This is a genomic window from Chitinophaga jiangningensis (assembly GCF_900142605.1).
GTDB lineage: Bacteria > Bacteroidota > Bacteroidia > Chitinophagales > Chitinophagaceae > Chitinophaga > Chitinophaga jiangningensis.
Map to the genome: position 1 here is coordinate 40,995 of NZ_FRBL01000006.1, position 22,917 is coordinate 63,911.

At 48.5% G+C, this 22,917-nt stretch carries 16 protein-coding genes; 7 read left to right on the top strand and 9 right to left on the bottom strand.

What is annotated here, in order from left to right:
- The first annotated feature begins 2 nt into the window (after positions 1-2).
- From BUB18_RS15690 to BUB18_RS15700, 3 genes are all read left to right on the top strand, one after another.
- Positions 3-3,599 (top strand): response regulator, encoded by a 3,597-nt coding sequence (locus tag BUB18_RS15690; RefSeq protein WP_073082865.1) that lies wholly within the window; start codon positions 3-5, stop codon positions 3,597-3,599.
- A 15-nt stretch (positions 3,600-3,614) separates the two neighbouring features.
- Entirely contained in the window at positions 3,615-4,454 is an 840-nt protein-coding gene (locus BUB18_RS15695) for a CheR family methyltransferase (protein WP_245805682.1), read from the top strand.
- A gap of 71 nt (positions 4,455-4,525) precedes the next feature.
- The gene (locus BUB18_RS15700; RefSeq protein WP_073082867.1) at positions 4,526-5,545 is read left to right on the top strand and encodes an endonuclease/exonuclease/phosphatase family protein; all 1,020 of its coding nucleotides are present in this window, start codon (positions 4,526-4,528) and stop codon (positions 5,543-5,545) included.
- 51 nt (positions 5,546-5,596) lie between these two features.
- Here the strand turns inward: BUB18_RS15700 and BUB18_RS15705 are convergent, their stop codons facing one another.
- The 7 genes from BUB18_RS15705 to BUB18_RS15735 all read right to left on the bottom strand — a co-directional run bounded on the left by BUB18_RS15705 (position 5,597) and on the right by BUB18_RS15735 (position 15,250).
- Positions 5,597-7,366 carry a RagB/SusD family nutrient uptake outer membrane protein gene (locus BUB18_RS15705; protein ID WP_073082869.1) on the bottom strand — a complete coding sequence of 590 codons (1,770 nt, stop codon included), beginning with the start codon at positions 7,364-7,366 and terminating at the stop codon, positions 5,597-5,599.
- Positions 7,367-7,380: 14 nt separating this feature from the next.
- Positions 7,381-10,977 carry a TonB-dependent receptor gene (locus BUB18_RS15710; protein ID WP_083550096.1) on the bottom strand — a complete coding sequence of 1,199 codons (3,597 nt, stop codon included), beginning with the start codon at positions 10,975-10,977 and terminating at the stop codon, positions 7,381-7,383.
- Between the two features lie 156 nt (positions 10,978-11,133).
- The gene (locus BUB18_RS15715) at positions 11,134-12,273 is read right to left on the bottom strand and encodes a FecR family protein (protein WP_073082874.1); all 1,140 of its coding nucleotides are present in this window, start codon (positions 12,271-12,273) and stop codon (positions 11,134-11,136) included.
- Positions 12,274-12,337: 64 nt separating this feature from the next.
- The gene (locus BUB18_RS15720; protein ID WP_083550099.1) at positions 12,338-12,904 is read right to left on the bottom strand and encodes an RNA polymerase sigma factor; all 567 of its coding nucleotides are present in this window, start codon (positions 12,902-12,904) and stop codon (positions 12,338-12,340) included.
- Positions 12,905-12,955: 51 nt separating this feature from the next.
- Positions 12,956-13,579: a hypothetical protein gene (locus BUB18_RS15725; protein ID WP_073082877.1), complete on the bottom strand. Its 624-nt coding sequence runs from the start codon at positions 13,577-13,579 to the stop codon at positions 12,956-12,958.
- A gap of 75 nt (positions 13,580-13,654) precedes the next feature.
- Entirely contained in the window at positions 13,655-14,119 is a 465-nt protein-coding gene (locus BUB18_RS15730) for a VOC family protein (RefSeq protein ID WP_073082879.1), read from the bottom strand.
- 42 nt (positions 14,120-14,161) lie between these two features.
- Positions 14,162-15,250: a hypothetical protein gene (locus BUB18_RS15735; protein ID WP_073082882.1), complete on the bottom strand. Its 1,089-nt coding sequence runs from the start codon at positions 15,248-15,250 to the stop codon at positions 14,162-14,164.
- Positions 15,251-15,447: 197 nt separating this feature from the next.
- Here BUB18_RS15735 and BUB18_RS15740 point away from each other — a divergent pair, with 197 nt between their 5' ends.
- Positions 15,448-17,067 (top strand): TPM domain-containing protein, encoded by a 1,620-nt coding sequence (locus BUB18_RS15740; RefSeq protein ID WP_073082884.1) that lies wholly within the window; start codon positions 15,448-15,450, stop codon positions 17,065-17,067.
- A 59-nt stretch (positions 17,068-17,126) separates the two neighbouring features.
- Here the strand turns inward: BUB18_RS15740 and BUB18_RS15745 are convergent, their stop codons facing one another.
- Positions 17,127-17,891, bottom strand: a complete 765-nt coding sequence (locus BUB18_RS15745; protein ID WP_143159965.1) for a DUF6515 family protein — start codon at positions 17,889-17,891, stop codon at positions 17,127-17,129.
- Positions 17,892-17,951: 60 nt separating this feature from the next.
- Complete coding sequence (locus tag BUB18_RS15750; RefSeq protein WP_073082889.1) at positions 17,952-18,902, bottom strand: ADP-ribosylglycohydrolase family protein; 951 nt, start codon at positions 18,900-18,902, stop codon at positions 17,952-17,954.
- A 1,267-nt stretch (positions 18,903-20,169) separates the two neighbouring features.
- Here BUB18_RS15750 and BUB18_RS15755 point away from each other — a divergent pair.
- From BUB18_RS15755 to BUB18_RS15765, 3 genes are all read left to right on the top strand, one after another.
- Positions 20,170-21,069 carry an aldo/keto reductase gene (locus BUB18_RS15755; protein WP_073082892.1) on the top strand — a complete coding sequence of 300 codons (900 nt, stop codon included), beginning with the start codon at positions 20,170-20,172 and terminating at the stop codon, positions 21,067-21,069.
- Between the two features lie 49 nt (positions 21,070-21,118).
- A complete protein-coding gene (locus tag BUB18_RS15760) occupies positions 21,119-21,808 on the top strand; it encodes a DJ-1/PfpI family protein (RefSeq protein WP_073082894.1) in 690 nt (229 codons plus the stop codon).
- A gap of 213 nt (positions 21,809-22,021) precedes the next feature.
- Positions 22,022-22,843: an N-acetylmuramoyl-L-alanine amidase gene (locus BUB18_RS15765; RefSeq protein ID WP_073082897.1), complete on the top strand. Its 822-nt coding sequence runs from the start codon at positions 22,022-22,024 to the stop codon at positions 22,841-22,843.
- The last annotated feature ends 74 nt before the right edge of the window (positions 22,844-22,917 follow it).

The window sequence follows — 22,917 nt, forward strand, 5'->3', positions numbered from 1 at the left end:
GGATGAAGGCATCGTTTAAAAAGAATTTGATTATCAGCTACGGCACCTCCCTGTTTTTACTGGTGGTGAGTTCTGTGGCTTCTTTTATCAGTATTCAGAACCTGATGGAAAGTCAGCGGATGCTGAATCATACCAACACCATCATTACCAAGCTGGAAAATGTACTTTCTGTATTGAAAGATGGAGAAACCGGCCAACGTGGTTATTTGCTCAGTGGCAACGATGATTTTCTGGAACCTTACCTCAATGCTTCCGCAAAATCCAATCGCCTGATGGATGAAGTAAAGAGCCTAACCATCGATAACCCGCTACAGCAGCGATCTGTAGAACAGCTCCGGGAAATTTCAAATAAGCGCCTGGTGCAGCTGCAAAAGCTGATCGACGATAAACGTAAAGGTATCAATCCCAGTGTGGAAGACCTGGAGCTGGGGAAGGTTCAGATGGACGAATCCCGCAGAATAGTACAGGTAATGCAGGACCGCGAGCAGGTACTGTTGCACCAGCGCAGCGGCAGCGTAGCTAAATTCGCCGGCTATACGACGATTTTACTGATCATTGCCGGTATCCTTTCCATACTGGTGACAGTAGTGTCATTCCTGCGGGTCAATAGTGACTTTGACCGCCGTGCTGAATTACAGAAAGAGCTGGAAGATAAGGATGCCGATATTTCTAAACGCCTTAACCTGATTCAGGGTATTGCTGATAAAATTTCAGCAGGTAATTATAAAATCCGGGTAGATGATTTGGGGAAAGATACACTGGGCGCCATTTCTAACTCGCTCAACCGCATGGCCGAATCGCTGGATAAGTCCTTTGAAAACCTTTCGCAAAACGAATGGTTACAGGCCGGCATCGCTGCCCTCAATGAAAAACTGATCGGAGAACGTAACCTGGATAACCTCTCTTTCCAGGCACTGGATTACGTAACATCATATTCACAGTCGCAGGTGGGCGCTATTTACCTCCTGCGCGATGAGCATACCTTAGTACTCACTTCCTCCGTAGGGCTGAATAAAAACCGCTCCCGTCAGGAACTCCGCCTGGGTGAAGGCCTCGCCGGACAAGCCGCCATGGCTGGCAGGGAAGTAGTGCTTTCCAATATTGCCGATGCCGAAATGCTGGTGGATTACAGCGCCGGCAGCTTACGCCCAAAAAGCGTGGTAGCCATCCCTATCTATTTCGAAAGGAAAATGGTAGGCGTAATAGAACTGGCTTCCCTATACGGCTATACGAAAGCAGGGATGGACTTCCTGAAAGCCGCCGCTTTTAATGTAGGCATTGCCGTTAATGGCGCCCTGGATCACCAGCGCCTGCAGGACCTCCTGGCTGAAACACAGGCCCAGTCCGAAGAATTGCAGGTACAGCACAGTGAGCTGGAAAATATCAATGAAGAGCTGGAAGCACAATCGCAAAAACTCCAGGCCTCCGAAGAAGAGCTGCGTGTGCAGCAGGAAGAACTGCAACAGGCCAACCAGGAGCTGGAAGAGCGCAGTCGCTTGCTGGAAGAGCGCAATGAACTGATCCTGGAACGTAACCTGGAAATTCAGTCCAAGGCGGAAGCACTGGCGCAAAGCACCCGTTATAAATCTGAGTTCCTGGCGAATATGTCGCACGAGCTGCGCACGCCGTTAAATTCCATCCTGTTATTATCGCGACTGCTCTCAGAAAATCATCCGGGCAACCTCTCCAATGAGCAGGTGGAATATGCCGATGTGATACAGTCCTCCGGTAACGGTTTGCTTACCCTGATCGACGAAATTCTGGATCTCTCCAAGATTGAATCCGGCAAAATGCAGCTGGAATACAACTTTGTAGCCCTGGATGATATAGCCAGTGAAATGCGGGCGCTCTTTAATCCGCTGGCAAAAGACAAGCACATTAATTTCCGTATAGTCCTTGGTGAGGACCTGCCAAACATGATTGAAACGGACCAGCTGCGCTTACAGCAAATACTGCGCAACCTGATTTCCAACGCGCTTAAATTCACCGCCAGGGGTGAGGTGGTACTGGAAATTTCTAAATCGGGAGATGTTATTTCCTTCTCTGTAAAAGATACCGGTATTGGCATCGCACAGGATAAGCAACGGACCATTTTCGAGGCCTTCCAGCAAGCGGATGGCTCTACCCGCAGGAAGTACGGTGGTACAGGCCTGGGACTGTCTATCAGCCGGGAACTGGCAAAACTGCTGGGTGGCGAAATATCCCTGGAAAGCCAGGAAGGTCAGGGTAGTACTTTTACCCTCACCGTACCTGCGCATAAAGTAGCCGGTGAACAGCCACATACCGATATCTTCTCTATTCCGGAAGCCGCCACGGAGATACTGACGGCCAGGGAGTCGCAGGTGAGCGCCGCTATGGAACCGAAGTATATTGCTTCGCATATCCCGCAGCCGGTGCCGGACGACAGGGATAACATCCAGCCAGACGACAAGGTGATATTAGTGATTGAAGATGACACCAATTTTGCCAACGCATTACTCGCCTATACCCGTCAAAATGGTTATAAATGTATAGTAGCTGTCAGGGGAGATGAAGGTGTTACATTGGCACAGCAATTCCTGCCAGCAGGCATTCTGCTGGATATTGAGCTACCCGTGAAAAGCGGCTGGGAAGTGATGGAAGAGTTAAAATCCAATGTTGCTACCCGCGCAATACCGGTGCATGTGATGTCGTCACATGAGGTGAAGATCCGCAGCATTTCCCGCGGTGCGGTGGACTTTATCAACAAGCCGGTAGCCATGGACCGCCTCGGTGAAGTATTCCATAAGATTGAACAGGCCCTGCGCAACGAACCTAAGAAAGTATTGATCGTGGAAGAAAACCTGAAGCATGCACGCGGACTGGCCTACTTCCTCGAAAGCTTCGACATTGCAACGGAAATCAAGGATACGGTAGGCGAGGGCTTGCAGGCACTCAACCGCAGCGAAGTGGATTGTGTGATCCTGGACATGGGCATCCCTGCCCAAGGCTCCTACGATGTGCTGGAAGAAGTGAAAAAGGCTCCTGGCTTTGAAAACGTGCCTATTATTATTTTTACCGGTAAAAATTTATCACACGTGGAGGAGTTCCGGATTAAGCAATATGCGGACAGCATCGTGCTTAAAACAGCACATTCCTACCAGCGTATCCTCGATGAAGTATCGCTGTTCCTCCACCTGGTGGAAGAGAAGAAAAAGGAGAGCTCCCTCGTGAAGAACCGCCGTCTCGGAGAGCTTACAGAAGTGCTGAAAGGCAAAACTGTACTGATCGCCGATGATGACGTACGCAATATCTTCTCCCTGACAAAATCTCTGGAAGCCTATGGTATGAAAATCGTTTCGGCCATCGACGGGAAGGAGGCACTGCGGCAGCTGGAAGACAATCCCCAGGTAGACCTCATCCTCATGGATATGATGATGCCTGAAATGGATGGTTATGAATCCACCCGTCGCATCCGGGAAAAGCCGGGATATAAGAATTTACCCATCATTGCCGTGACCGCAAAAGCCATGACCGGCGACCGCGAAAAATGTATCAACGCAGGAGCATCCGACTATATCACCAAACCGGTGGATGTAGATCAGCTCATTTCACTATTACGTGTATGGTTATACGAATAATTGTATCTTGAAACAATGAATATACCTGGAGCTAGTGCCAATATGATTAGTGAGTTAGAACTGGATTTGTTGCTGAGAGAACTGCTCCAGGAACATGGATATGACTTTACCAGCTACGCCCGCAACTCTATGCGGCGGCGGGTGAGCAGACTGATGGTGATTGACCGCTTTGCCAATTTTCAGTCGCTGCTGTACCGCCTGCGCCTCGACACCAGCTATCTGCAACGCATGGTGGAGGAGTTAACTGTCAACGTAACAGAGATGTTTCGTGATCCTTCGGTATGGCGCAACATCCGGGAGCAGGTGCTGCCCGTGCTGGCTACCCATCCGTTTATTCGGATTTGGCATGCCGGCTGCTCCAGTGGCGAAGAGGTGTATTCCATGGCCATCCTGCTGGAGGAGGCTGATTTGCTGCATAAATCGCTGTTATACGCCACTGACCTGAACCCTGCTGTAGTGGAGAATATTAAGCGGGGAGTGTTCCCGCTTAGCCAGATGAAGCAATATTCTGAAAACTATATCGCCTCTGGTGGCGTACATGATTTCTCCCGGTATTATACCGCCAAATACAATTGGGCTAAGTTCGATGAGAAGCTGAAAGCGAGGATGGTGGCTTCCACGCATAATCTTGTATCCGACCGCTCCTTTAATGAGTTTAACCTGATCCTTTGCCGGAATGTGCTGATTTATTTTGAGCGCCCACTACAGGAAAAGGTATTGCAGTTATTTGACGACAGCCTGGAGAAGCTGGGTTTTTTAGTGCTGGGGACCAAGGAGAATATGCGATTTTCGAGTACGGTAAAGCGTTTTATTCCGGTGGATTATAAGGACAGGATTTGGAGGAAGATGGGATAGTAATAGTAGTCACAAACTGGAATGCAAATCCGTTTATTACCTTACTTTTAAGGATAAATGAACAGTGAACAATGAAACTCTTTACCTCTCTGGCTTTGCTCCTTTTAGCGCTTACAGCCACTGCTCAAAAGAAGCAGCTATCCGTATTACAGCTTAACATCTGGCAGGAAGGTACCATTGTACCCGGTGGCTATGATGCCATCGTGGCGGAAATCGACCGCTTGCAGCCTGATATCGTTACACTCAGTGAAGTCCGTAATTATAACAACACCCGCTTTTGCGATCGTATTGTAGCTGCTCTTGCAGTCAAAGGAAAGCAATATTATTCTTTCTTCAGCAACGGCGCGGGTGTAATGAGTCGTACTCCCATCACCGATAGCAGCACGGTGTTTGAGGGCCAGGGGGAGATTTATAAGCTGATTACGAAAGTGGCAGGCCGCGAAATTGCCGTGTACTCCGCTCACCTGGATTACCTGAACTATGCAGTATACCTGCCCCGTGGCTACGACGGGGTTACCTGGAAAAAGCTTCCTGCTCCTGTCACTAACATGGATACCATTATGACATCTAATCTGGCTTCCAGTAGAGATGAGGCTATCGCGGCATTCCTTAAGGCGGCAGCCGCGGATAAGCAGGCCGGCAGGTTGATTTTCCTGGGCGGCGATTTTAATGAAGCAAGCCACCTCGACTGGACGGCGGCCACCAGTAACCTCTTCGATCATCATGGGGTTACCGCCAACTGGACCAGCTCCACTATGCTGTACCAGCAAGGTTTTAAGGATAGCTTCCGGGAATTATACCCCAACCCGGTGACCCATCCGGGCTTCACCTTCCCGGCGGATAATACAGCCGTTCCCGTTAGTAAGCTAGCCTGGGCGCCTGATGCTGATGAAAGGGAGCGCATTGACTTCATCTACTATTATCCTGATAAAAAACTGAAAGTCCTCAAAAGTAATGTGGTAGGTCCTGCAGGATCTATTATCCGGAATCAGCGCGCGAGGGAAACAGGAAAAGATGTGTTTATAGAACCTTCAAGCATATGGCCAACGGATCATAAGGGTTTGCTGACGGTGTTTGAGGTGCGGAAATAGAAAAAGGGCGTCTATTTTCTAAAATAGACGCCCTTTTTCAGTATTGTATTATTAATTTATCCAACCGTCATTCTGCTTCAGGTTTTGATTTCTTTCAATCTCCGCCTGCGGGATGGGCCATGCATAAATATAATCCCCTTTCCAGGAGTAATTCACCACATTGGCACCCCATACCTGCTGTATACCGGCACCGGCCCCAAAGGTTTTCTCCTTCCAGGTTTTCCAGCGCAGTTCATCAAAGTAGTTGATACCTTCATTTACAAACTCTACGCGGCGCTCGTTGCGGATACGCTCGCGCATTGATGCCTGATCCGCTACATACGTAGGTTTGCCCGCATCCGTATTTTGTAATGCCGGCATGTTAACCCGCGCACGCACTTTATTCACCAGGTCCAGCGCCTGTTGATTAAAGCCCTGCTCGTTAATGGCCTCTGCCCACATCAGCAGCACATCTGCATAACGGATCACGGGGAAGTCGGTAGGGCCATAAGCCCTGTTGATGGTTTCGGTTGCCCCTTCGTACACAAATTTGCGGTGCAGGTAGTAGAAATAAGCTTTGGTATCAGTAGCCACGTCCCATACCGGTGTGGTATTAGAGCGGAATGGCCACCTGGAAACATACGACTGATTAGCACTTCCGTTTACACCCAGGTAATCCGCATATGGCGTGATAACGTTAGCGGCTAAACGTGGATCACGATTCGCATAAGCTGCTTTAATACGCGCTTCATTGCCCACGGGTAGGTAAACACTCATATCCAGCCCACGTGCAGTTGCTGCATTGATTTCCGCAGTAGTAAGCCCATCCCGGAAGAAGTATACTTCCCTTTGCTTCACAGCCTTACTGCTGTAACCAGGTATGATTTTATTCCAGTCGAAGCGGCTGCCATCGGCATTTTCATACAGGTCCACCACCACTGGGGAAACCAGGTAAGTATTCCAGCAGGAACCGAAAGAACTACGGTTGCCACAGAAAAACTGCGTAGTAGAACCGAAGTTACTCACCGCAATGTTTTGCAGGGAAAAAATCATTTCGTCCGACTGCTCATTGGCTTCTTTGAATAACGCTTTGTAATCACCATTAAACAGGGTGTATCCTGCGGCTTCAACCTTCGCAAAGTCAGCAGCAGCGGCCGGGTAATTTTTGGTGTAGAGATAGGCTTTCCCACGAAGCGCATAGGCCGCGCCTTTGGTAATATGCCCGTAGTTAGCATTGCCTTTGCCATATTTGGCCGGCAGGTTAGGCTCGTTGATGCAGTCGCTCAGGTCATTGATTACCACTCTCCACACACTGTCTTCCGTTTCCCGGCCTTTCGTGGCTTCATCTGCTGTAAAGGGTTTCAGGTACACGGGAACGCCGTGCCACAGCTGATTGAGTCGCAGGTAAAAGTAAGCCCGCAGGAATTTGGCTTCCGCTACATACCGGGCTTTCTTATCATCGGCCGAAGGTGACTTCAGCGGAATATTCACAATAGCGCCATTTGCACGCTGGATGCCATCATAAAAATATTTCCAGTTGTTGCTAAACATGCTGCTGCTGGGGGTAATGGTACCCACCTGTAATCCATCAGCATCACGCACCATGCCGCCAACACCGTAACGGTCAAACTGATACAGCTCGTTGCCGGAAGCACTGCTTTGGTCGATGCCCAGGCGCAACGCGGCATATACGCCTGCCATGCCCTGGTCGGTAAGGTTATCGGTGGTCCACATGGTTTCGTCGCTCTGCTGGGTGTACGACAAGGTGTCCAGCAGGTCTTGCTTACAGCTGGCCAGGGATAATAATCCCGCAGTATATAATAGAACTTTGAACTTTTTCATACGCTTACTTTTTACTAGAATGTAACATTAAGACCCACTGCAAACTGCTTCATCGTTGGATAGCCTACGCTGGCGCCAATCTCAGGGTCCAGGCCCGGATATTTGGTGATGGTCAGCAGGTTTTCGCCACTCACGTATACGACTGCACGACTAATAGTCGCTCTTTTAGTAATGCTTTCCGGAATCTGGTAGCCTATCTGCAGGTTTTTCAGTTTCAGGTAGGAAGCATTGTAGAGGTAGAAGTAGTTGGCAATGCTGTTTTGCGGATCTGTATTGAGTTTTAAGCGGGGATATTTGGCGTTGATGTTATTGGCCGGATCATTTGGATTGGCGTCATTATAATAATAGTGATCATCGGCAACTTCCAATCCAATCGCATTACCGGCAGAGGTAACAGAGCTCAGGTAACCACGGTCGTTATAGTAATACTGGAAACCGGTGCTGCCGGCCCAAACCATCGTCAGGTAAATTCCTTTCCAGGAGGCGGCGAAGTTAAAGCCATAGTTGATCTTAGGCGTACCACTGGTACCGGTAAATGTTTTATCAAAGTTGTTACCGTAGATGCCGTCGCCGTTAGTATCTGCATAAATCAGGTCGCCGTAATAGATTTTACCTTTATCAATACCCTGTGCCGGCAGGAAGGTGTAACCTTTTGCCATCATGGCTTTCAGCCAGTCCATATCCTGAGTGGTGCGGATCATACCATCGCGTGGGCCACCATTGATATTCACACTTCCATCTGCATTAAAGTGGCTGCCATTGCCCTGGTATACCGGAAACAGGTAGTATTCATCAATCTGTTTGCCTTCTACCCGGTAATTATTACCATTGGCAGATGCTACGGCACCAATGTTGGACGACCATGTTTTATTACCGCTGGCATCTGTTACCCACCCTTCTTTCAGTGCGCCGCGGTATGACGTAATGACGTTTTTGTTATACGCGAAATTGCCGCCCACCGTTACATCAACCTCTCCCAACTTACGGTTATAAGAAGCGATTAGCTCAATGCCTTTATTGGAAACGGTAGCAGTATTTACCGTAGGTGCGTCGGCGTTACCTACCGTCAGCGGAATAGGCGGGGTAGTGATAATGCCGGAAGTAGTTTTGCTGTAATAGTCCACTGTTACATTCAGTGCATTGTTCAGGAAGGTAGCGTCTACACCTACATCAGCGATTGCAGTTGCTTCCCACAGCAGGAAGGGGTTACCGAATTTGGTAACTGCAAGGCCGTTAGCAGCGGTGTTATTAAAGGAATAATATACCTGGTTGTAAAGTGTTTGCCAGTCGTAATTGCCTTTGGAACGGTCGCCACCGCCGTTATTACCCAGCTTACCCCAGGAGCCGCGGAGTTTCAGCTGTTGCACATTGCGCAGCAGATCCTTGAAAATGCCTTCTTCTGTAAGGCGCCATCCTGCTGAGAAAGAAGGGTAGTAGCCCCAGCGGGAAGCCGGTGCGAAACGGGAAGAGCCGTCATAGCGAAGGTTAGCTTCTAACAAATATTTATTTCTATAAGCGTAGTTGACGCGGCCAAACCAGGAACGGAGGGCATTGTCATATTCTGCTCCTTCAAAAATATTGTTCGTATTGCCGGCAACGTTAATGTTTGTAATAGACTCAGATATCAGACCTTTTCTTGTAGCTGCGTCTCTGTTATAGTAATAATAGTTTTGATTATAACCGGCCAGTGCGCCAATTTCATGCCCCCCTTTGAGCTGTGTGTTATAGCGGAGAACATTATCAAACGTGGTGGTATATTCTTTCATGTGATCAGTGGTGGTATTCAGCTGATCAGGCGTAGCCGCGGGAGTGCGGGCCACATTGGTGGTAAAGTCCCATTTAGCAAAAGGTACATCGTGGAACTGTTTATCCTGGTAACGTGTCTGGTAATTGAAACGGGTTTCGAAGGTAAGTCCTTTCAGGATAGAGATGGTAGCATAAACGGTGGAGTTAAACCTGTTTATGACGTTGGAGCCAGCCACGTTATTGAGGTACAGCAGGATGTTGTTGGCAGTCTGCGATTCTTCCAGGGCAGAAGGAAAGCCAAATTTGCCCTGCCATTGTGTAGGTACACCTGGTGTAGTCTGGCGCAGGTAGTTGAAAGCGTTGTCGGTGTTACCGAGGCCTAACGATTCCTGTGAAGCAAACGTCTGCGTGCCTACGTTGATGAATTTATTAATACGGGTATCCAGGTTTAAGCGCAACTGGTATCTCTTTGACCCTGTATTATCCATCGTACCTGGGTTGTTTTGGTAAGACCCGGAAAACAGGTAAGTAGATTTTTCGCTGCCACCGGAAACGGATACGTTATGCTGTTGCAGGATGTTATTGTTAAACACCGCATCGGACCAGTCGGTATTGGCATATACCACGGAGTTAGGAATGCCGAAGGCATTGGTATCGCCGGGATGCTGGTTGGCATTGGTCCAGGTTTCAATGGTGGTTTGCTTGAAGAGTTCTGCCTGTCCGAGGTTACGCGCGCTCTCGTTATACAGGTTCATGTACCGCACGTAATCATTTACAAATTTAGGGAGATTACTTGGCCGCACGGTAGAAAGGTTGCCGCTGTAGGTCACGGAAGTGCGATTGCGGTTACCCTTTTTGGTGGTGATAAGGATTACGCCATTGGCAGCGAGCGTACCATAAATAGAGGAGGAGGCCGCATCTTTCAATACCGACATGCTTTCGATATCATTCGGGTTCACCGCATCCATGGTACCAATGATACCATCAATTACCACGAGCGGATCGCTGTTGTTAAGCGTTCCTACGCCACGCACGCGAATGGTAGCGCCATCGGAGCCAGGCTTACCGGAACTTTGGCGCACCTGCAATCCCGGACTCAAACCGGCTAATGCGCTGGATACGTTTGTAACAGGGCGGTTTTCCAGACTTTTGCTGGTAACAGTAGCTACTGCTCCGGTCAGGTTTACACGCTTCTGCGTAGCGTATCCAACTACCACCACGTCTGTGAGGTCTGCACTTTTCGGTTTCAGGGTTATAGTGATGGATGATCGGCCCTGGAGGGCTACCTCCTGCTTTTCAAAACCGATGTAATCTACTACCAGCACACCTTCGCTGGTATTTACATCGCGGAGTATAAACGCTCCCTTCTCATCTGTCATGGCACGTTTGGTAGTGCCTTTTAATACTACAGACGCGCCGGGCAAGGTTTCCCCCTTATCATTTACAATCTGTCCGCGTAATTCGCCATTTTGATCGGCCACTAAATCCAGTCGTGGCTTTTCTTTACGGGCATCTACCACAATCACTTTATCCACAATGGAGTAGGAGAGTGGCTGTCCCTGGAAACATATGTCCAGCGCAGCTTTTAGTTCCACATTATTCACAGAAATGGTTACACGCTGTGCACGGGTAAGCATTTCATCGCGGTACATAAAGCTGTAGCCGGTTTGTTTGGTAATACTTCTGAAAATTTCCACTAAGCTGGCATTGCGGGAATGCAGGGTCAGCGTTTGTGCATAGCCAAGGGCTGTAACCTGCATACTGAGAATTATCAGCAGGGCGACAGTTAGTTTCAGCACCCGAAAGGTGCCGGCGTAACGGGACTTTAAGGCATACGAGGTCCCATTGTACTGAGTTGAACTCATACATCACAGATGTTTGGTGAAAAAGAAATTGTTACCGGATAGAATAGTTATGGTCCATGGAATGCCATAACTCCATAGTGTTTGTTATAGATATTACTTGTCCATTGCTCTTATACTTATCAATTTTTAATTTTCAACATTTTGGAATAGCGTTATTTAGCTTTTTCTAACTATCAGTTTTCTGTTGGCAATTTCACAGTGGATGCCGCTCAGCTCCAGCATTTTTATTACATTTTCCAGGCTGGTGCTGCGTGGGAATGTGGCACTGAGGTGGCCTTCGGGCATGCCATCCTTCAGTTCAAGCTGGAGGTCATACCACCTGGCTATCTGTCTTAATACTACCGTAATATCTTCTCCGCTGAATTCAAACTTTCCTTCCTTCCATGCAATGGCGGCGCTTACATCCGCATTGCCGATGGTAAATTGCTCCTGCTTGTTGAACGCTGCCTGTTGGCCGGGAAGCAGGTGTTTAGTGGCATTGGCGCTGCTTACATTTACTGCGCCGGTGATCAGGGTGGTTTTAATTGCATCCTCTTCATTATAGGCCATCACATTGAAAGAGGTACCCAGTACCTGCACTTTCATCTGGGCTATTTCTACAACAAAGGGTTTATTCTTATCAGCTGCGATTTCAAAATAGGCTTCACCGTTAAGTATCACGGTCCTGTTATTACCGGTAAACGCAGTAGGATAGCGGAGGGAGCTGGCTGCATTCAGCCATGCCCTGCTACCATCGGGCAATACTACAGCAAACTGGCCACCGGCGGGTGTTTGTAGGGTATTGTACTTCACAGCGCCTCCTGTGGTAGTACCAGATTGGTCGTATACCAGCGACTCCCCCTGCACCGAAGCGCCGGTGAGCTGGCTGGTGGAGCTGTCGCCCAGCGACATGCTGCTGCCATCGTCCAGTATGAGCACAGCTTTGTTGCTGCCCGGCATCACTGGTGCCTTTGTTGCTGATGTTACGGTAACATCGGCACTCATCTTTAATTTTACACGGGAAGCTATCAGTATACCGGCACTCACGAGTACTAATACACTGGCCGCAACAGCGGCACGTTTCATCCACACTTTACCCATGGATACAACCGGGGTTGCAGGCGTCACTACGGCCGCCAGCTGCGATTGCATCTTACTGTATATTTCTTCCTTACTGTATTCCGGTGGTGTTGTAATTGTAACTTCCTCATCGTTGAAGGAGTTATACCACTGATTTACCAACGCAGATTCTTCCGCAGAGGCTTCCCCCCGCAGGTATTTTTCTATAGCGATGAATAGATCCTGGTTTTCTTTCATAACGGGCAATTACATAGAGAAGTCGAACAAGTAAAGCCGATCCCCTACGCGTGGTTAAAAAAAATTAAAAAAAGATGGAAAAGTAATTTTTGATATTTCCCTTCAGGTGCCGCAAAGCCTTTGTGAGCTGGTTTTCAACAGTTTTATGGGAGATGTTAAGGGCCGCTGCGATTTCCTTCACGGGCATGCCCTGCTCGCGGCTATATCGGAAGATCAGCTGGCATTTTTCAGGAAGACGGTTTACTTCTTCCTGGTATAACTGCATAATATGTTTGTACTGAAGGGCTGATTCGGGGGTGGCAGGATTAACCACAATATCCGCCTGGTATACCTGCTGGTACTGGCGTAGCAGTTGCTCCCGGCGAAAGCGGTCCAGTACTTTATATTTCACAGCGGTGGCCAGGTAGGCGCCGGCATTTTCGATCTGGCTGTTGTGCCGCTGGTGCCACAGGCTGGCAAATACATCCTGCACCACATCCTCGGCGGCCTGCAGGTCGCATAGCCTGTTATAGGCTACCGCCAGCAGCTTATCCCGATATGTTTCGTAGATTTCAGTAAATGCAGTGGTATCGTTATCCCGGAGGCGCTGCATCCACGTTGTTTCACTGTTTGGTTGACCTGCGTCGGACATCAATCGAAAATTAACTCTACTAAGGTAGAAAGAATTTTGAAATGCATTCTATCAGATTCGGGCAGCAAATTCGGCAATTAGTTTTTGGTGTAGGGAGATTTCATAATCCGCATCGAGTAGTGGGGCGTATTTGGATTGGAACGTCCGAAGGGCAATAGTGGCGGCTTCTTCGGCGTTGCGGGGGTGAAAGGTGTTCCCGGGAGTATCCATTAAACGGTGATCGTCCATCGGATGCTGGCACTGGGAGCAGTGATTATACCAGTACGCCTTCCCATCCTCCGGAGGCGCCGGTCTGTAGTGTGGATAACTATCTCTCAAAAGCCCCAACAGGTTATCAGAAATATAGGTGAGGCAATGAAATAACGCGAAAAAATCCTGCTCCACCCACACTTCTTCATCCCTTTCGTTGATGTCACGCTCGAAAAAGAAGTCGCTGCCAATGGCAATCACCTGGTTAGTATGGCCACAGTGGCTGCATACAGCGCGACTCTCCGCGATCAACACCTTATCTGACAATACGATATAGCCTTCCGGGGCAAGCCATGGCTGCACTTCGCGTAGCCGGCCATAGGCCGCATCGGGCAGTACCCATTTACCGGTTTCTTCATGGTAAACGGCACCTGCATTCTCGGCCTGGTTTTTATCAGCCGCTGGAACATTCAGTAGTAATGTCATAACACGATGATCAGGATGAAAACTTATTACTGAATATAGTAAAAATCCCGCAAAAGGCTGACAATGAATAACCCATTAAAACTGATCGTCATTTATTTCTATCCAGTAACCGTCAGGATCCTGAAGCCATACCTGTTTTACACCGTCTACACGGTTGGTAACAGCGTCTGGTTTGCCGGCCCAGTCTTCATACGCAACATGCTGCCTGCGGAGGTTGGCGAGGAAATCGCTCATCACCGGTACGGAGAAGCAGATATGCGTGTTTTTGTTATGGGTAGTGGGTGCCTGGGCACCTGAAATGATATGTACCTGAGCGTGAGGACCTACCTTAAACCAGGAATGGTGGCCGTCTTTAAACGGTTCGTCCATGGTTTCGAGTCCGATAATGTCGCGGTAAAAAGTGGTGCTTTTTTCCAGATCTACAACGTAGATGGCTATATGATTTAAAGATGGCTTCTTCACAGACTGTGCGGATGTATACGCGGAAATGCAGATGAATAAAATAAAAAAGCCCAATCCGGATTTAAAGTAGTTTTTCATACTACAATATAAAAATCCGGATTGAGCGATGCAAGTGTTGAGTTAGTTTGACTTAAAAGTAATCGACTGAATAACGATGTTGAGCTTTTTCAGGGCAGCGTTATCAGAACGGATTGTTTTATCGCCGGTTACCTGGTCATACAACTTAGGATCGCCGGTATTGTTGGCGCGCAGCACCACTTCCACCCCTTTGCCATTCAGTTGTCCGCCTTCCCAGCTGCTCACCAGGCCACTGTCGGTCCATTCAAAGCCATTAAATTTAAACGGACGCCCGTTTATTTTAACGAGTTTTTCTAACGGATCGCCGGGTTTAATGCCGAAAGGTGTTTTCCATTTTGTATGCTCGAGGCTAAAGAGCAGGGTGTTACCCTCGTCGCCGTCCATTTCTATTTGCAGTTCATTATCGGTGTCAGGGTATACTACAAAAGCGTTTTTGCCGGTAGCGTTGCCTGAAATATCGCTGCCATCGCGGAGAATCACATTTTCCTTACCATACATGGTAAGCAGCTGCTCGGCATTGCGGGTCTTGAAAATAGGTTTTACTTCCCAGTCGCGTGTATCCGCTACCGGAGCTGCAGCGGAGCTATCTGCTACACCGCCCTGGATGGCCTCAGCGGTTCCTTCGGCCGCTTCGACGGTAGTCGTAGTACCGTCAGCGTTATGCTGCACCGTTGCTACGGTAGCCGGTGGCGGAACCTTACCCGTGTTAGGGCCCGTATAGGTTACCAGGAAATCCTTTTTATCTTCCAATAAATCTTTGGACTGGTCTTTATATTTATTGGCCGTATAGGTGGCAATCGGGAAAATGCTGTTGTTTTTCAGGCCCAGGTTTTTCAGGTTTTCGATAAACCGTTGGCGGTTGCAGTCGCTATACTGATACAGGTACTTCAGGGATGCATCAAATGCGCCCTGGTCCTCCGCGAGTTTGAACATGGTGGCGTCCACATCTATCCCGCCGGAGCCGCTGCGGTTCAGTTGTTCCGCGATATAGCCCGTGATAGAATCGTTTTTGAGCGTGTAATGATAGGCGGCCCGGTTAGAGAAATCGTCAATAATATTCTGTGCCAGCTTGCTTTGCGCCTGCAAGGCAAGAGGAAATACAAGGGTGAACAGTGCGAGTAACCTTTTCATAGACGCTGTTTGAATAATAGTACGTTTACTAAATTAGTTATATTTTATGATTGCCGGATAAATAACGGCTTAATTGCCGAAAGGTTACTCTTATAACGCTGCCCGGGCGGATTAATTTTCCGGTATATCAACTGTTTTATGGGGAGATGTCAATTTCTGCCATGTAATATTATCTTCGTGCCACAAAAGTAACAGCAATGAGACTGAAGTCATTACTGCTGGTCTTCCTGGTAACCCTTTTTTCCTGCCAGGAAAAAAAGCAGCGAATTACTCCCCAGGATATCCCTGACCCGAAACAAACCGATGGCGGCTATGTGAGCGACCCCGCGCATATGTTGTCAGCATCAGCTACCGCTACCATCAATAGTATGCTCACCGATCTTGACAAGGAGGGTACCGCCCAGGTGGCAGTGGTGCTGCAGGAGGATATCGGGGTTGAAGACCCTACGGATTTTGCACATAAACTATTTAATACCTGGGGAATTGGCAGCAAAGAAACCAATAATGGCCTGTTGATATTTCTTGTTCGGGATGCCCGTAAGCTGGTATTTGAAACCGGCAAGGGGCTGGAAGGTGACCTGCCGGATATCCTGTGCTACCGCATCCAGCAGGAATATATGATCCCTCACATTAAGGAAGATAACTACGATGAAGCGTTTATTAATGGTGTAAAGTCGGTAGCGGCGCAGCTGCGCACCGGTAACTATGCCTATGATGAAACCAGTGATGAAGCGTATATGGCGCCTGTTACCGACAGCTCTCTTGTTGCCGCGGAAGACGATATGGTGGTGGCCAGCCCACAGGCATTTGCCGGTGCTGCCGATGAGATGCAGGAGTATGCCGAAGCGCCGGTAGAGCAGGGAAGCGATTTTATAGACCGCTCACCAGGGGCAGGGTTTTATATTGGCCTGGTACTGATGTTATTTTTATCCCCGGTGCTGATGCATGCCTGCTTTGGTGGCAGGAGGAAAAAGAAGAAAAAGCATCCGGATCCGGATGTGGATAATATTCCGGTAAGTATTAAGGAAATGAGTAACGATTTCCTGCGGCCGGGGTGGATTGGATTGCTGCTCATACACATTACTGCCTGGTGGCTGCTGTGGTTTATGGATGCCCATTATAACGTGCGGCTGGGATTCTTTAAGGTATTGCTGGTGTACTATGCTACCTGGGTGGTATTTATGCACCTGGCAGTACTGATCGTGCGCCTGCGTGCTGAAACAGCTTTGCGGGGTGCGGATCGGCATACCCGCTGGCAGCGGCTCTCGGCGGCACATAGTCAGCTGGAATTTTCAGGGTATATATTCCCGTTACCTTTTCTGTTATTATATCTGCGCTGGTATCGGCACGAGCAGCAAAAGCTCCGCGATACCCCTTATGACTGTCCGCATTGCCATCAGGCGCTGCACCGCCTCGATGAAAAAACCGAGGACCCTTACCTGGAAAAGGCCCAGGTGATAGAGGAAAAGCTCAGTTCAGTGGATTACGATGTATGGCGCTGCGATAAAGATGATTATCAGCTGGTACTGGACTACACGGATTTCCATGCGGCCGTATCGGAATGCCCTTCCTGTGAGCATAAAACTTTCCAGTGTAAAACTACCAGGACTCAGAAACGGGCTACTACAAAGGCGGCCGGCTGGGGTATTAAAACTTATTTATGTGCGGCCTGCGGTTTTTCCAAAGACTATCGGTTTACGATTCCTAAGATATCAGAATCTTCCTCTTCCTCTTCGTCCAGTTCCTCTTCGTCTTCTTCCGGATCATCCTGGGGGGGCGGCTCTTCCGGGGGCGGTGGCGCAAGCAGTAGTTGGTAAATGCATAAAAAAGCGGCTGTATCCTGATGGATACAGCCGCTTTTCGTTTACAAAGTATTTTATTCTCCGGCATCGGTTTTACCAACCACTTTGTATCCGCTGGTACCATTACTTTCAACGTATTGGTAGTACATCCCGTCAGGAGATAACCAGTATTCCTGGTCATTGATTTTCACGCTTCTGGAGCCTTCCGGGAGCTCAGCCAGGAGTTCATCCTGCTGCTGTGCATCCTGATCGTCAGGGTAGTTGTTATTAGGTGCGGTGTCGCTTTTCCCTACCACTTTATATCTTCTGCCGTTATCCGTCATCACTTCCTGGTAATAGGTACCGTTTACGTCGTAATAAACATTCCCGTCTACTGTTACTTCCCGGGCTCCATCGGGGAGGTTGGGCACCATAGCGCCGGTTGGCGCGTCCACTACTTTATAACCCTGCTGGTTATCAGACTGGGAGTAGTAGGTACCGCCGTAGTAATAAACCGGACCAAAGCCTGCACCCAGTGAAAAATAGCCGTAAGGCAATGTGTTCACATAGAATCCAACGGGTGGGTAATAGTACCGGTAGTAAGGGCGGTAGCCGCGGTAGTAGTAATAACCGGGGTAACCACGGCTGATGGTAACGCCGCCGTGAACCACTACTCTCGGGCCGGGACCAGGAACGGTGCGGATGTAGCGGGGGCCTGAGCTGTATACTCTTGGCGCGGAGTAGCGGGGAGCTACGTTAATTCGGCCGCCGTAGTGGCCGCGTTGTGCATAGGCTGAGTGGAGCGTGCAGGTGCTTAAAATCCCGGTCAGCACCAACAGTCCGAATATTCTGTTTTTCATTTGATAAGCATTTCCTGCATATGCCGGGAGGAATTTCCCGGCACTACAGGTATTTGACACTTATGCAGGCTGCAAGTTTAATGCCTCTTTATATCTTTCCGCCAGGGACTGGATATCCGCGGTTCTGGCGAGGGCGTTTATCCATTTTTCCGGGAGCTGGTCGTAGCCATAATGAAGGCCTGCTAAAGCTCCCGCTACTGCGCCGGTGGTATCGGTATCTTCTCCCATGTTCACCGCTTTCAACACACATTCTTCGTAGGTGTTGGTGGTGAGGAAACACCAGATGGCTGCTTCCAGGGTATTTACCACGTAGCCGGAGGCGGTGATCTCCTCCTCATGCAAAGCAGGGAGGGTGCCGTCGAGGATTCGTTTATAGAGTTTTACTTCAGCGGGGCTAAAATGCCTTACAGCCAGAAAGCTCTGGATCACCTGTTGGAGGCGCTGATAGGCGGTTTGTTTATCCTGCTCCGTTAGGAGCAGTCGCAGGAATTCCACCTGGATAAAGCAGGCGAATACTGACCTGAAATGTTGATGGGTAATACCGGAAACTTCCTTTACCGTCTGGTATCTTTTTTCAATATCCATTTCGTGGGCCACATAAAATGTAACCGGGGCAATGCGCATGAGGGAGCCGTTGCCGTTTTCGAAGTCTTCGAATCCACCGGTAAGCAAGGGCGAGGTGCCGGTGCTAACGCGGTGCAGCGCCCTGCGGGTGGTGTTGCCGATGTCGAATACTTTGCCATGTGCGCTCCAGTAGCCTTCACTATACCATTTTACGAACAATTGCGCCATATGGTGGATGTCGTACCCGCTTATCAGGCTTTCTGCCGTACAAAAGGTAAGGGAGGAGTCGTCGGAAAAGGTGCCTGGGGGCTGATTCCAGCTGCCATAACCCAGCATGTCCGTCACAGGTTTTTCCCGCAGGTAGGCCTGTGTTTCAAATTCCACTGGTACGCCGAGGGCATCGCCAATGGCCACGCCGAATAAAGTACCGCTGATTTGTTGCAGCATATGAATGTTTTTTAGTGTTGAATAAAAGTCGAAAACCTTGCCAGCAGGTGTATAACGGTAATCATCCTCCGCAGAGCGATTGCTGATGTGCTGCGGGAAAGTAGTTTTTCAGAAACTGGTTACTGTATTGCCGCTTGTGATTAAATCGATGAGAACTGCCCTTTGTTCATTTTGTTCAGCGTGCCTTTTTTCTGTTCATTCTCATTCGGGGATCAAAATTCCTTTAAACCTGGTTTTCGTGTCGCAGTGCTTCCTATTTTTGCTTCATGATAATCAAATTATCAATCAGATAACAGCAAAGAATCTGATGCATTTAGCTTTAAAATACTTAAAATTTTTTAGACCATAAAGCATTAAAGCCATGATTATTGAAAAAACCGGTGAAAAACCAACCATTTAATACGCGCTGTCATAGTTCAGTGCAGTATTTGTTAATCCCTGGCTGATGTTTAGCTCTGTAGCATCAGTAACATAATTCATCAGGTATATTCTCAATTTACGGTTTCCGGTTGTAGTTACCCGGCAGTAGTACTGCCATGGTTGTTTGTTGTCCGGAAATCAAGCTGGTAATGACCCGTTGAGTTTCTGTTAAGGGATTTATTTTGAGTTCAGACGGGACCGTTTGTCCAGATGGTCCCCTTTCTGCTAACTCACTTAAATAGGCCATGATTTCTAATAATAGCGACTACTGGTGTGATTTGATTTGATATGTTTTCTCATGCAATCCCATAGTGGGAGTGATCAGGTTATCATAATGCGCATTGCATGTTCACGCATTAGGACTGCCATAATAACGTAGAAGGAAATGGGTAAAGAACCGGATTGTTTTTTTAAACAGTCCGTTTGCTGAAAATTCCGGCCGGAGCACTGCTTCGCCGTCTATATATACTTTTCTGGCACCATAAGTTTGAAAACGATTGATTCAGTTTCATGTGTTAACGGGGATATCTTTTCAGATTGTCCCCCTTTCCCTGAAACCGGTCTGTCGATGGTGGCAGTATTAAAATATGTTTGATTATAGGTTCAACAGTCTATCCAACAACTATAGGACATAACTGACGGAACGGCTTGTCCAGGCTGTTCACTATACTGGAAATCCCAGCTGTAGTGCGCTGCACTGCACTGTCAAAATATTTTAGGGTGGTACAATTGATATGAAAATAATGGGCCGCTTGTCTAAGCGGCCCGCTATTCCAAATACAATTGTGCATACTAATCCCACTGCTTTTACTAATTTGCTGCTGTTGTAAATCAGAAAATCAGGAAGATGAAATACAATCAATTAGGCAAATCCAGCCTGCAGATCAGCGAAGTCGGATTCGGCTGTATGTCGCTCGGAGCAGATGATCAGGCAAACGCTGTCCTCATTCAGGAGGCAATCAGCAATGGCATCAACTTCTTTGATACCGCTGACCTGTATGATCATGGTAACAACGAAATCTCGTTGGGTAAAGCCATTGCCACTGCTAAAAGAGAGGCACTGGTAATCGCCACCAAAGTAGGGAACCAATGGAAAGCGGATGGCTCCGGCTGGGACTGGAACCCCTCAAAAAAATATATACTCGCCTCCGTAGAAGATAGTCTGCGCCGGCTTAATACGGACTATATCGACCTTTATCAGCTGCATGGCGGCACCATCCAGGATCCGGTCGATGAAACCATCGAGGCCTTTGAAATATTGGTACAGCAGGGGAAAATCCGGTATTATGGGATCTCGTCCATACGCCCGGAAGTGATCAGGGAATACGTGCGTAAATCAAATATTGTCAGCGTAATGATGCAGTATAGTTTACTCGACCGGCGTCCGGAAGAAACCAGCTTCCCGCTGCTGATGGAAAACAATATCGGCGTGCTGGCACGTGGCACCGTAGCAAAAGGACTGCTGGCAGGCAAAGCTGCGGCGCCTTACCTGAACTACAGCGCCAAAGAAGTAGCACAGGCTGCGGCAGGCATTAGTACACTGTCCGGAGAAAACCGGCCGGCTTCACAAACAGCACTGCGTTATGTACTGCAGCAGCCAGCCGTTACATCGGCTATACTCGGGATCAGAACGGCGGCCCACCTCAGTGATGCTGTTGCAGCCTCCGCTGCCTTACCGCTAATGGCAGCTGAAGTAGCGCAACTCAACCATATACTGCCTGTTAACAAATACGAACAATTCAGGTAACCAACATGCAGGCATATACGTTATATTGAGGTTCGTAAACCCTCCCGTTATGCAGAAATTAAAAGTTGGAATGCTGCTGTTCCCAGGTGTTACCATTCTGGATTTTACCGGCCCGTATGAAGTGTTTGCCAAGGCATGGTGCTTCGAAGTGGTTACCATCGCCGAAACAACGGATCCAGTCATCGCCGAAGGTGGACTGCAGCTCCTTGCAAACACCACCATTGCCGACGCACCACAACTGGATGTGCTGTTTGTGCCGGGTGGCAGAGGAATAAACGATGTGTTGACGAACAACAACATAATCAGGTTCCTTCAAACGCAGGCTGCCGGCGCTCGTTACTTTACTTCTGTATGCACCGGCGCACTGGTACTCGCGGCAGCGGGCCTGCTGGATGGCTACAAGGCTACCACACACTGGCGCTCCCTGGACCTGCTCCGCATGTTCGATGTAGAAGTAGTACAGGAGCGTATTGTAAAGGACCGCAATCGTATAACGGGCGGAGGCGTAACAGCAGGCATTGATTTTGGACTGTTATTTACCGCCATGATCGGTGGAGAGGAACTGGCCAAAGTAATTCAGCTGCAACTGGAATATAATCCACAACCACCGTTTCACGCAGGTTCACCAAAAACAGCGGAACTGCCAGTGCTGCAACGAGCACGTGAACTCACCCAACAAATGTTCGAAGTGAGAAGAGGCATTATTAAGAAACTGCTGGAAACAAAGGTAAACTCCTGATGCAGGAATAAATTGCCGGTTAAGGATCATAAAAACAGATCGGAGCCGGCAAACAGCCACTCCTTCACTAAAACCACTGCGAAACTATTGCAGTGCACTGGTACGGCACGAAAAATAAGTCCTGAAATAGCAATACTATGGCTGTTTCCGTAAAGCGATGACGGCCATCATCAAACAATTCACCGATTAATCCTAACTTAAAAAAGTATTTAAATGAAGCGCTACGCCGGAATCCTTATTGCATGTGTGATGGCTATGGTATTGGCCAATTGTGCCAGAAATCCATACAACGCTGCTAATAAAACCTATAAGCGTCAGGCTAAAGTTTATGGTAGTTCTATTCGCCAGCAACCCGCCCAATACCGCGGTGCTGATGGATTAACCCCTCCATATTGGGTAGGCACCACCAATTTTAACCTGCGAAAGCCTAACCTGGTGATCATTCACCATACTGCACAGAATTCCTGCGAACAGACGCTTAAAACATTTACAATGGAAAGAACCCAGGTAAGCGCTCACTATGTGATCTGCCGCGATGGTATGATTCATCACATGCTGAACGACTACCTGCGCGCCTGGCACGGAGGCGTAGCCAAATGGGGCAATATCACAGATATTAACTCCTCCTCCATAGGTATAGAACTGGACAATAACGGACAAGAACCATTTTCTGATAAACAAATAAATAGCCTGTTAGTACTCCTGGATACCCTGAAAAATCGCTTTAACATCCCTGTTAACAACTTCGTTGGACACGGGGATATAGCCCCCGGAAGAAAAGTTGATCCCAGCGCATACTTCCCCTGGCAACAGTTGGCCGAAAAAGGATTTGGCAGCTGGTTCGGTGATACCACCAATGCAGTGGTTCCCGGTGATTTCAACAACATCCAGGCACTCCGTATCATCGGATACGACGTGAAAGATACCACAGCTGCTATTGCCGCCTTTAAAAGACACTTCATCCCGCAGGATTCTACCACCGGCATGACAGACGCCAGCCGGAAAATTCTCTGGATGCTGCAAAGCAGGTATTAATACCGCATTGCAAACCTTAACTATTTTTGGGGTTTACAATTGAATATTAGTTAAACACAGAATCCCGGCTTCCG

What these genes read in the sequence shown, in the direction of transcription:
- BUB18_RS15710 (WP_083550096.1), bottom strand. Translation starts at nt 10,977, where the DNA reads ATGAGTTCAACTCAGTACAATGGGACCTCGTATGCCTTAAAGTCCCGT.
- BUB18_RS15700 (WP_073082867.1), top strand. Translation starts at nt 4,526, where the DNA reads ATGAAACTCTTTACCTCTCTGGCTTTGCTCCTTTTAGCGCTTACAGCC.
- BUB18_RS15745 (WP_143159965.1), bottom strand. Translation starts at nt 17,891, where the DNA reads ATGAAAAACAGAATATTCGGACTGTTGGTGCTGACCGGGATTTTAAGC.
- BUB18_RS15730 (WP_073082879.1), bottom strand. Translation starts at nt 14,119, where the DNA reads ATGAAAAACTACTTTAAATCCGGATTGGGCTTTTTTATTTTATTCATC.
- BUB18_RS15765 (WP_073082897.1), top strand. Translation starts at nt 22,022, where the DNA reads ATGAAGCGCTACGCCGGAATCCTTATTGCATGTGTGATGGCTATGGTA.
- BUB18_RS15705 (WP_073082869.1), bottom strand. Translation starts at nt 7,366, where the DNA reads ATGAAAAAGTTCAAAGTTCTATTATATACTGCGGGATTATTATCCCTG.
- BUB18_RS15715 (WP_073082874.1), bottom strand. Translation starts at nt 12,273, where the DNA reads ATGAAAGAAAACCAGGATCTATTCATCGCTATAGAAAAATACCTGCGG.
- BUB18_RS15690 (WP_073082865.1), top strand. Translation starts at nt 3, where the DNA reads ATGAAGGCATCGTTTAAAAAGAATTTGATTATCAGCTACGGCACCTCC.
- BUB18_RS15735 (WP_073082882.1), bottom strand. Translation starts at nt 15,250, where the DNA reads ATGAAAAGGTTACTCGCACTGTTCACCCTTGTATTTCCTCTTGCCTTG.
- BUB18_RS15760 (WP_073082894.1), top strand. Translation starts at nt 21,119, where the DNA reads ATGCAGAAATTAAAAGTTGGAATGCTGCTGTTCCCAGGTGTTACCATT.
- BUB18_RS15720 (WP_083550099.1), bottom strand. Translation starts at nt 12,904, where the DNA reads ATGTCCGACGCAGGTCAACCAAACAGTGAAACAACGTGGATGCAGCGC.
- BUB18_RS15695 (WP_245805682.1), top strand. Translation starts at nt 3,615, where the DNA reads ATGAATATACCTGGAGCTAGTGCCAATATGATTAGTGAGTTAGAACTG.
- BUB18_RS15755 (WP_073082892.1), top strand. Translation starts at nt 20,170, where the DNA reads ATGAAATACAATCAATTAGGCAAATCCAGCCTGCAGATCAGCGAAGTC.
- BUB18_RS15740 (WP_073082884.1), top strand. Translation starts at nt 15,448, where the DNA reads ATGAGACTGAAGTCATTACTGCTGGTCTTCCTGGTAACCCTTTTTTCC.
- BUB18_RS15750 (WP_073082889.1), bottom strand. Translation starts at nt 18,902, where the DNA reads ATGCTGCAACAAATCAGCGGTACTTTATTCGGCGTGGCCATTGGCGAT.
- BUB18_RS15725 (WP_073082877.1), bottom strand. Translation starts at nt 13,579, where the DNA reads ATGACATTACTACTGAATGTTCCAGCGGCTGATAAAAACCAGGCCGAG.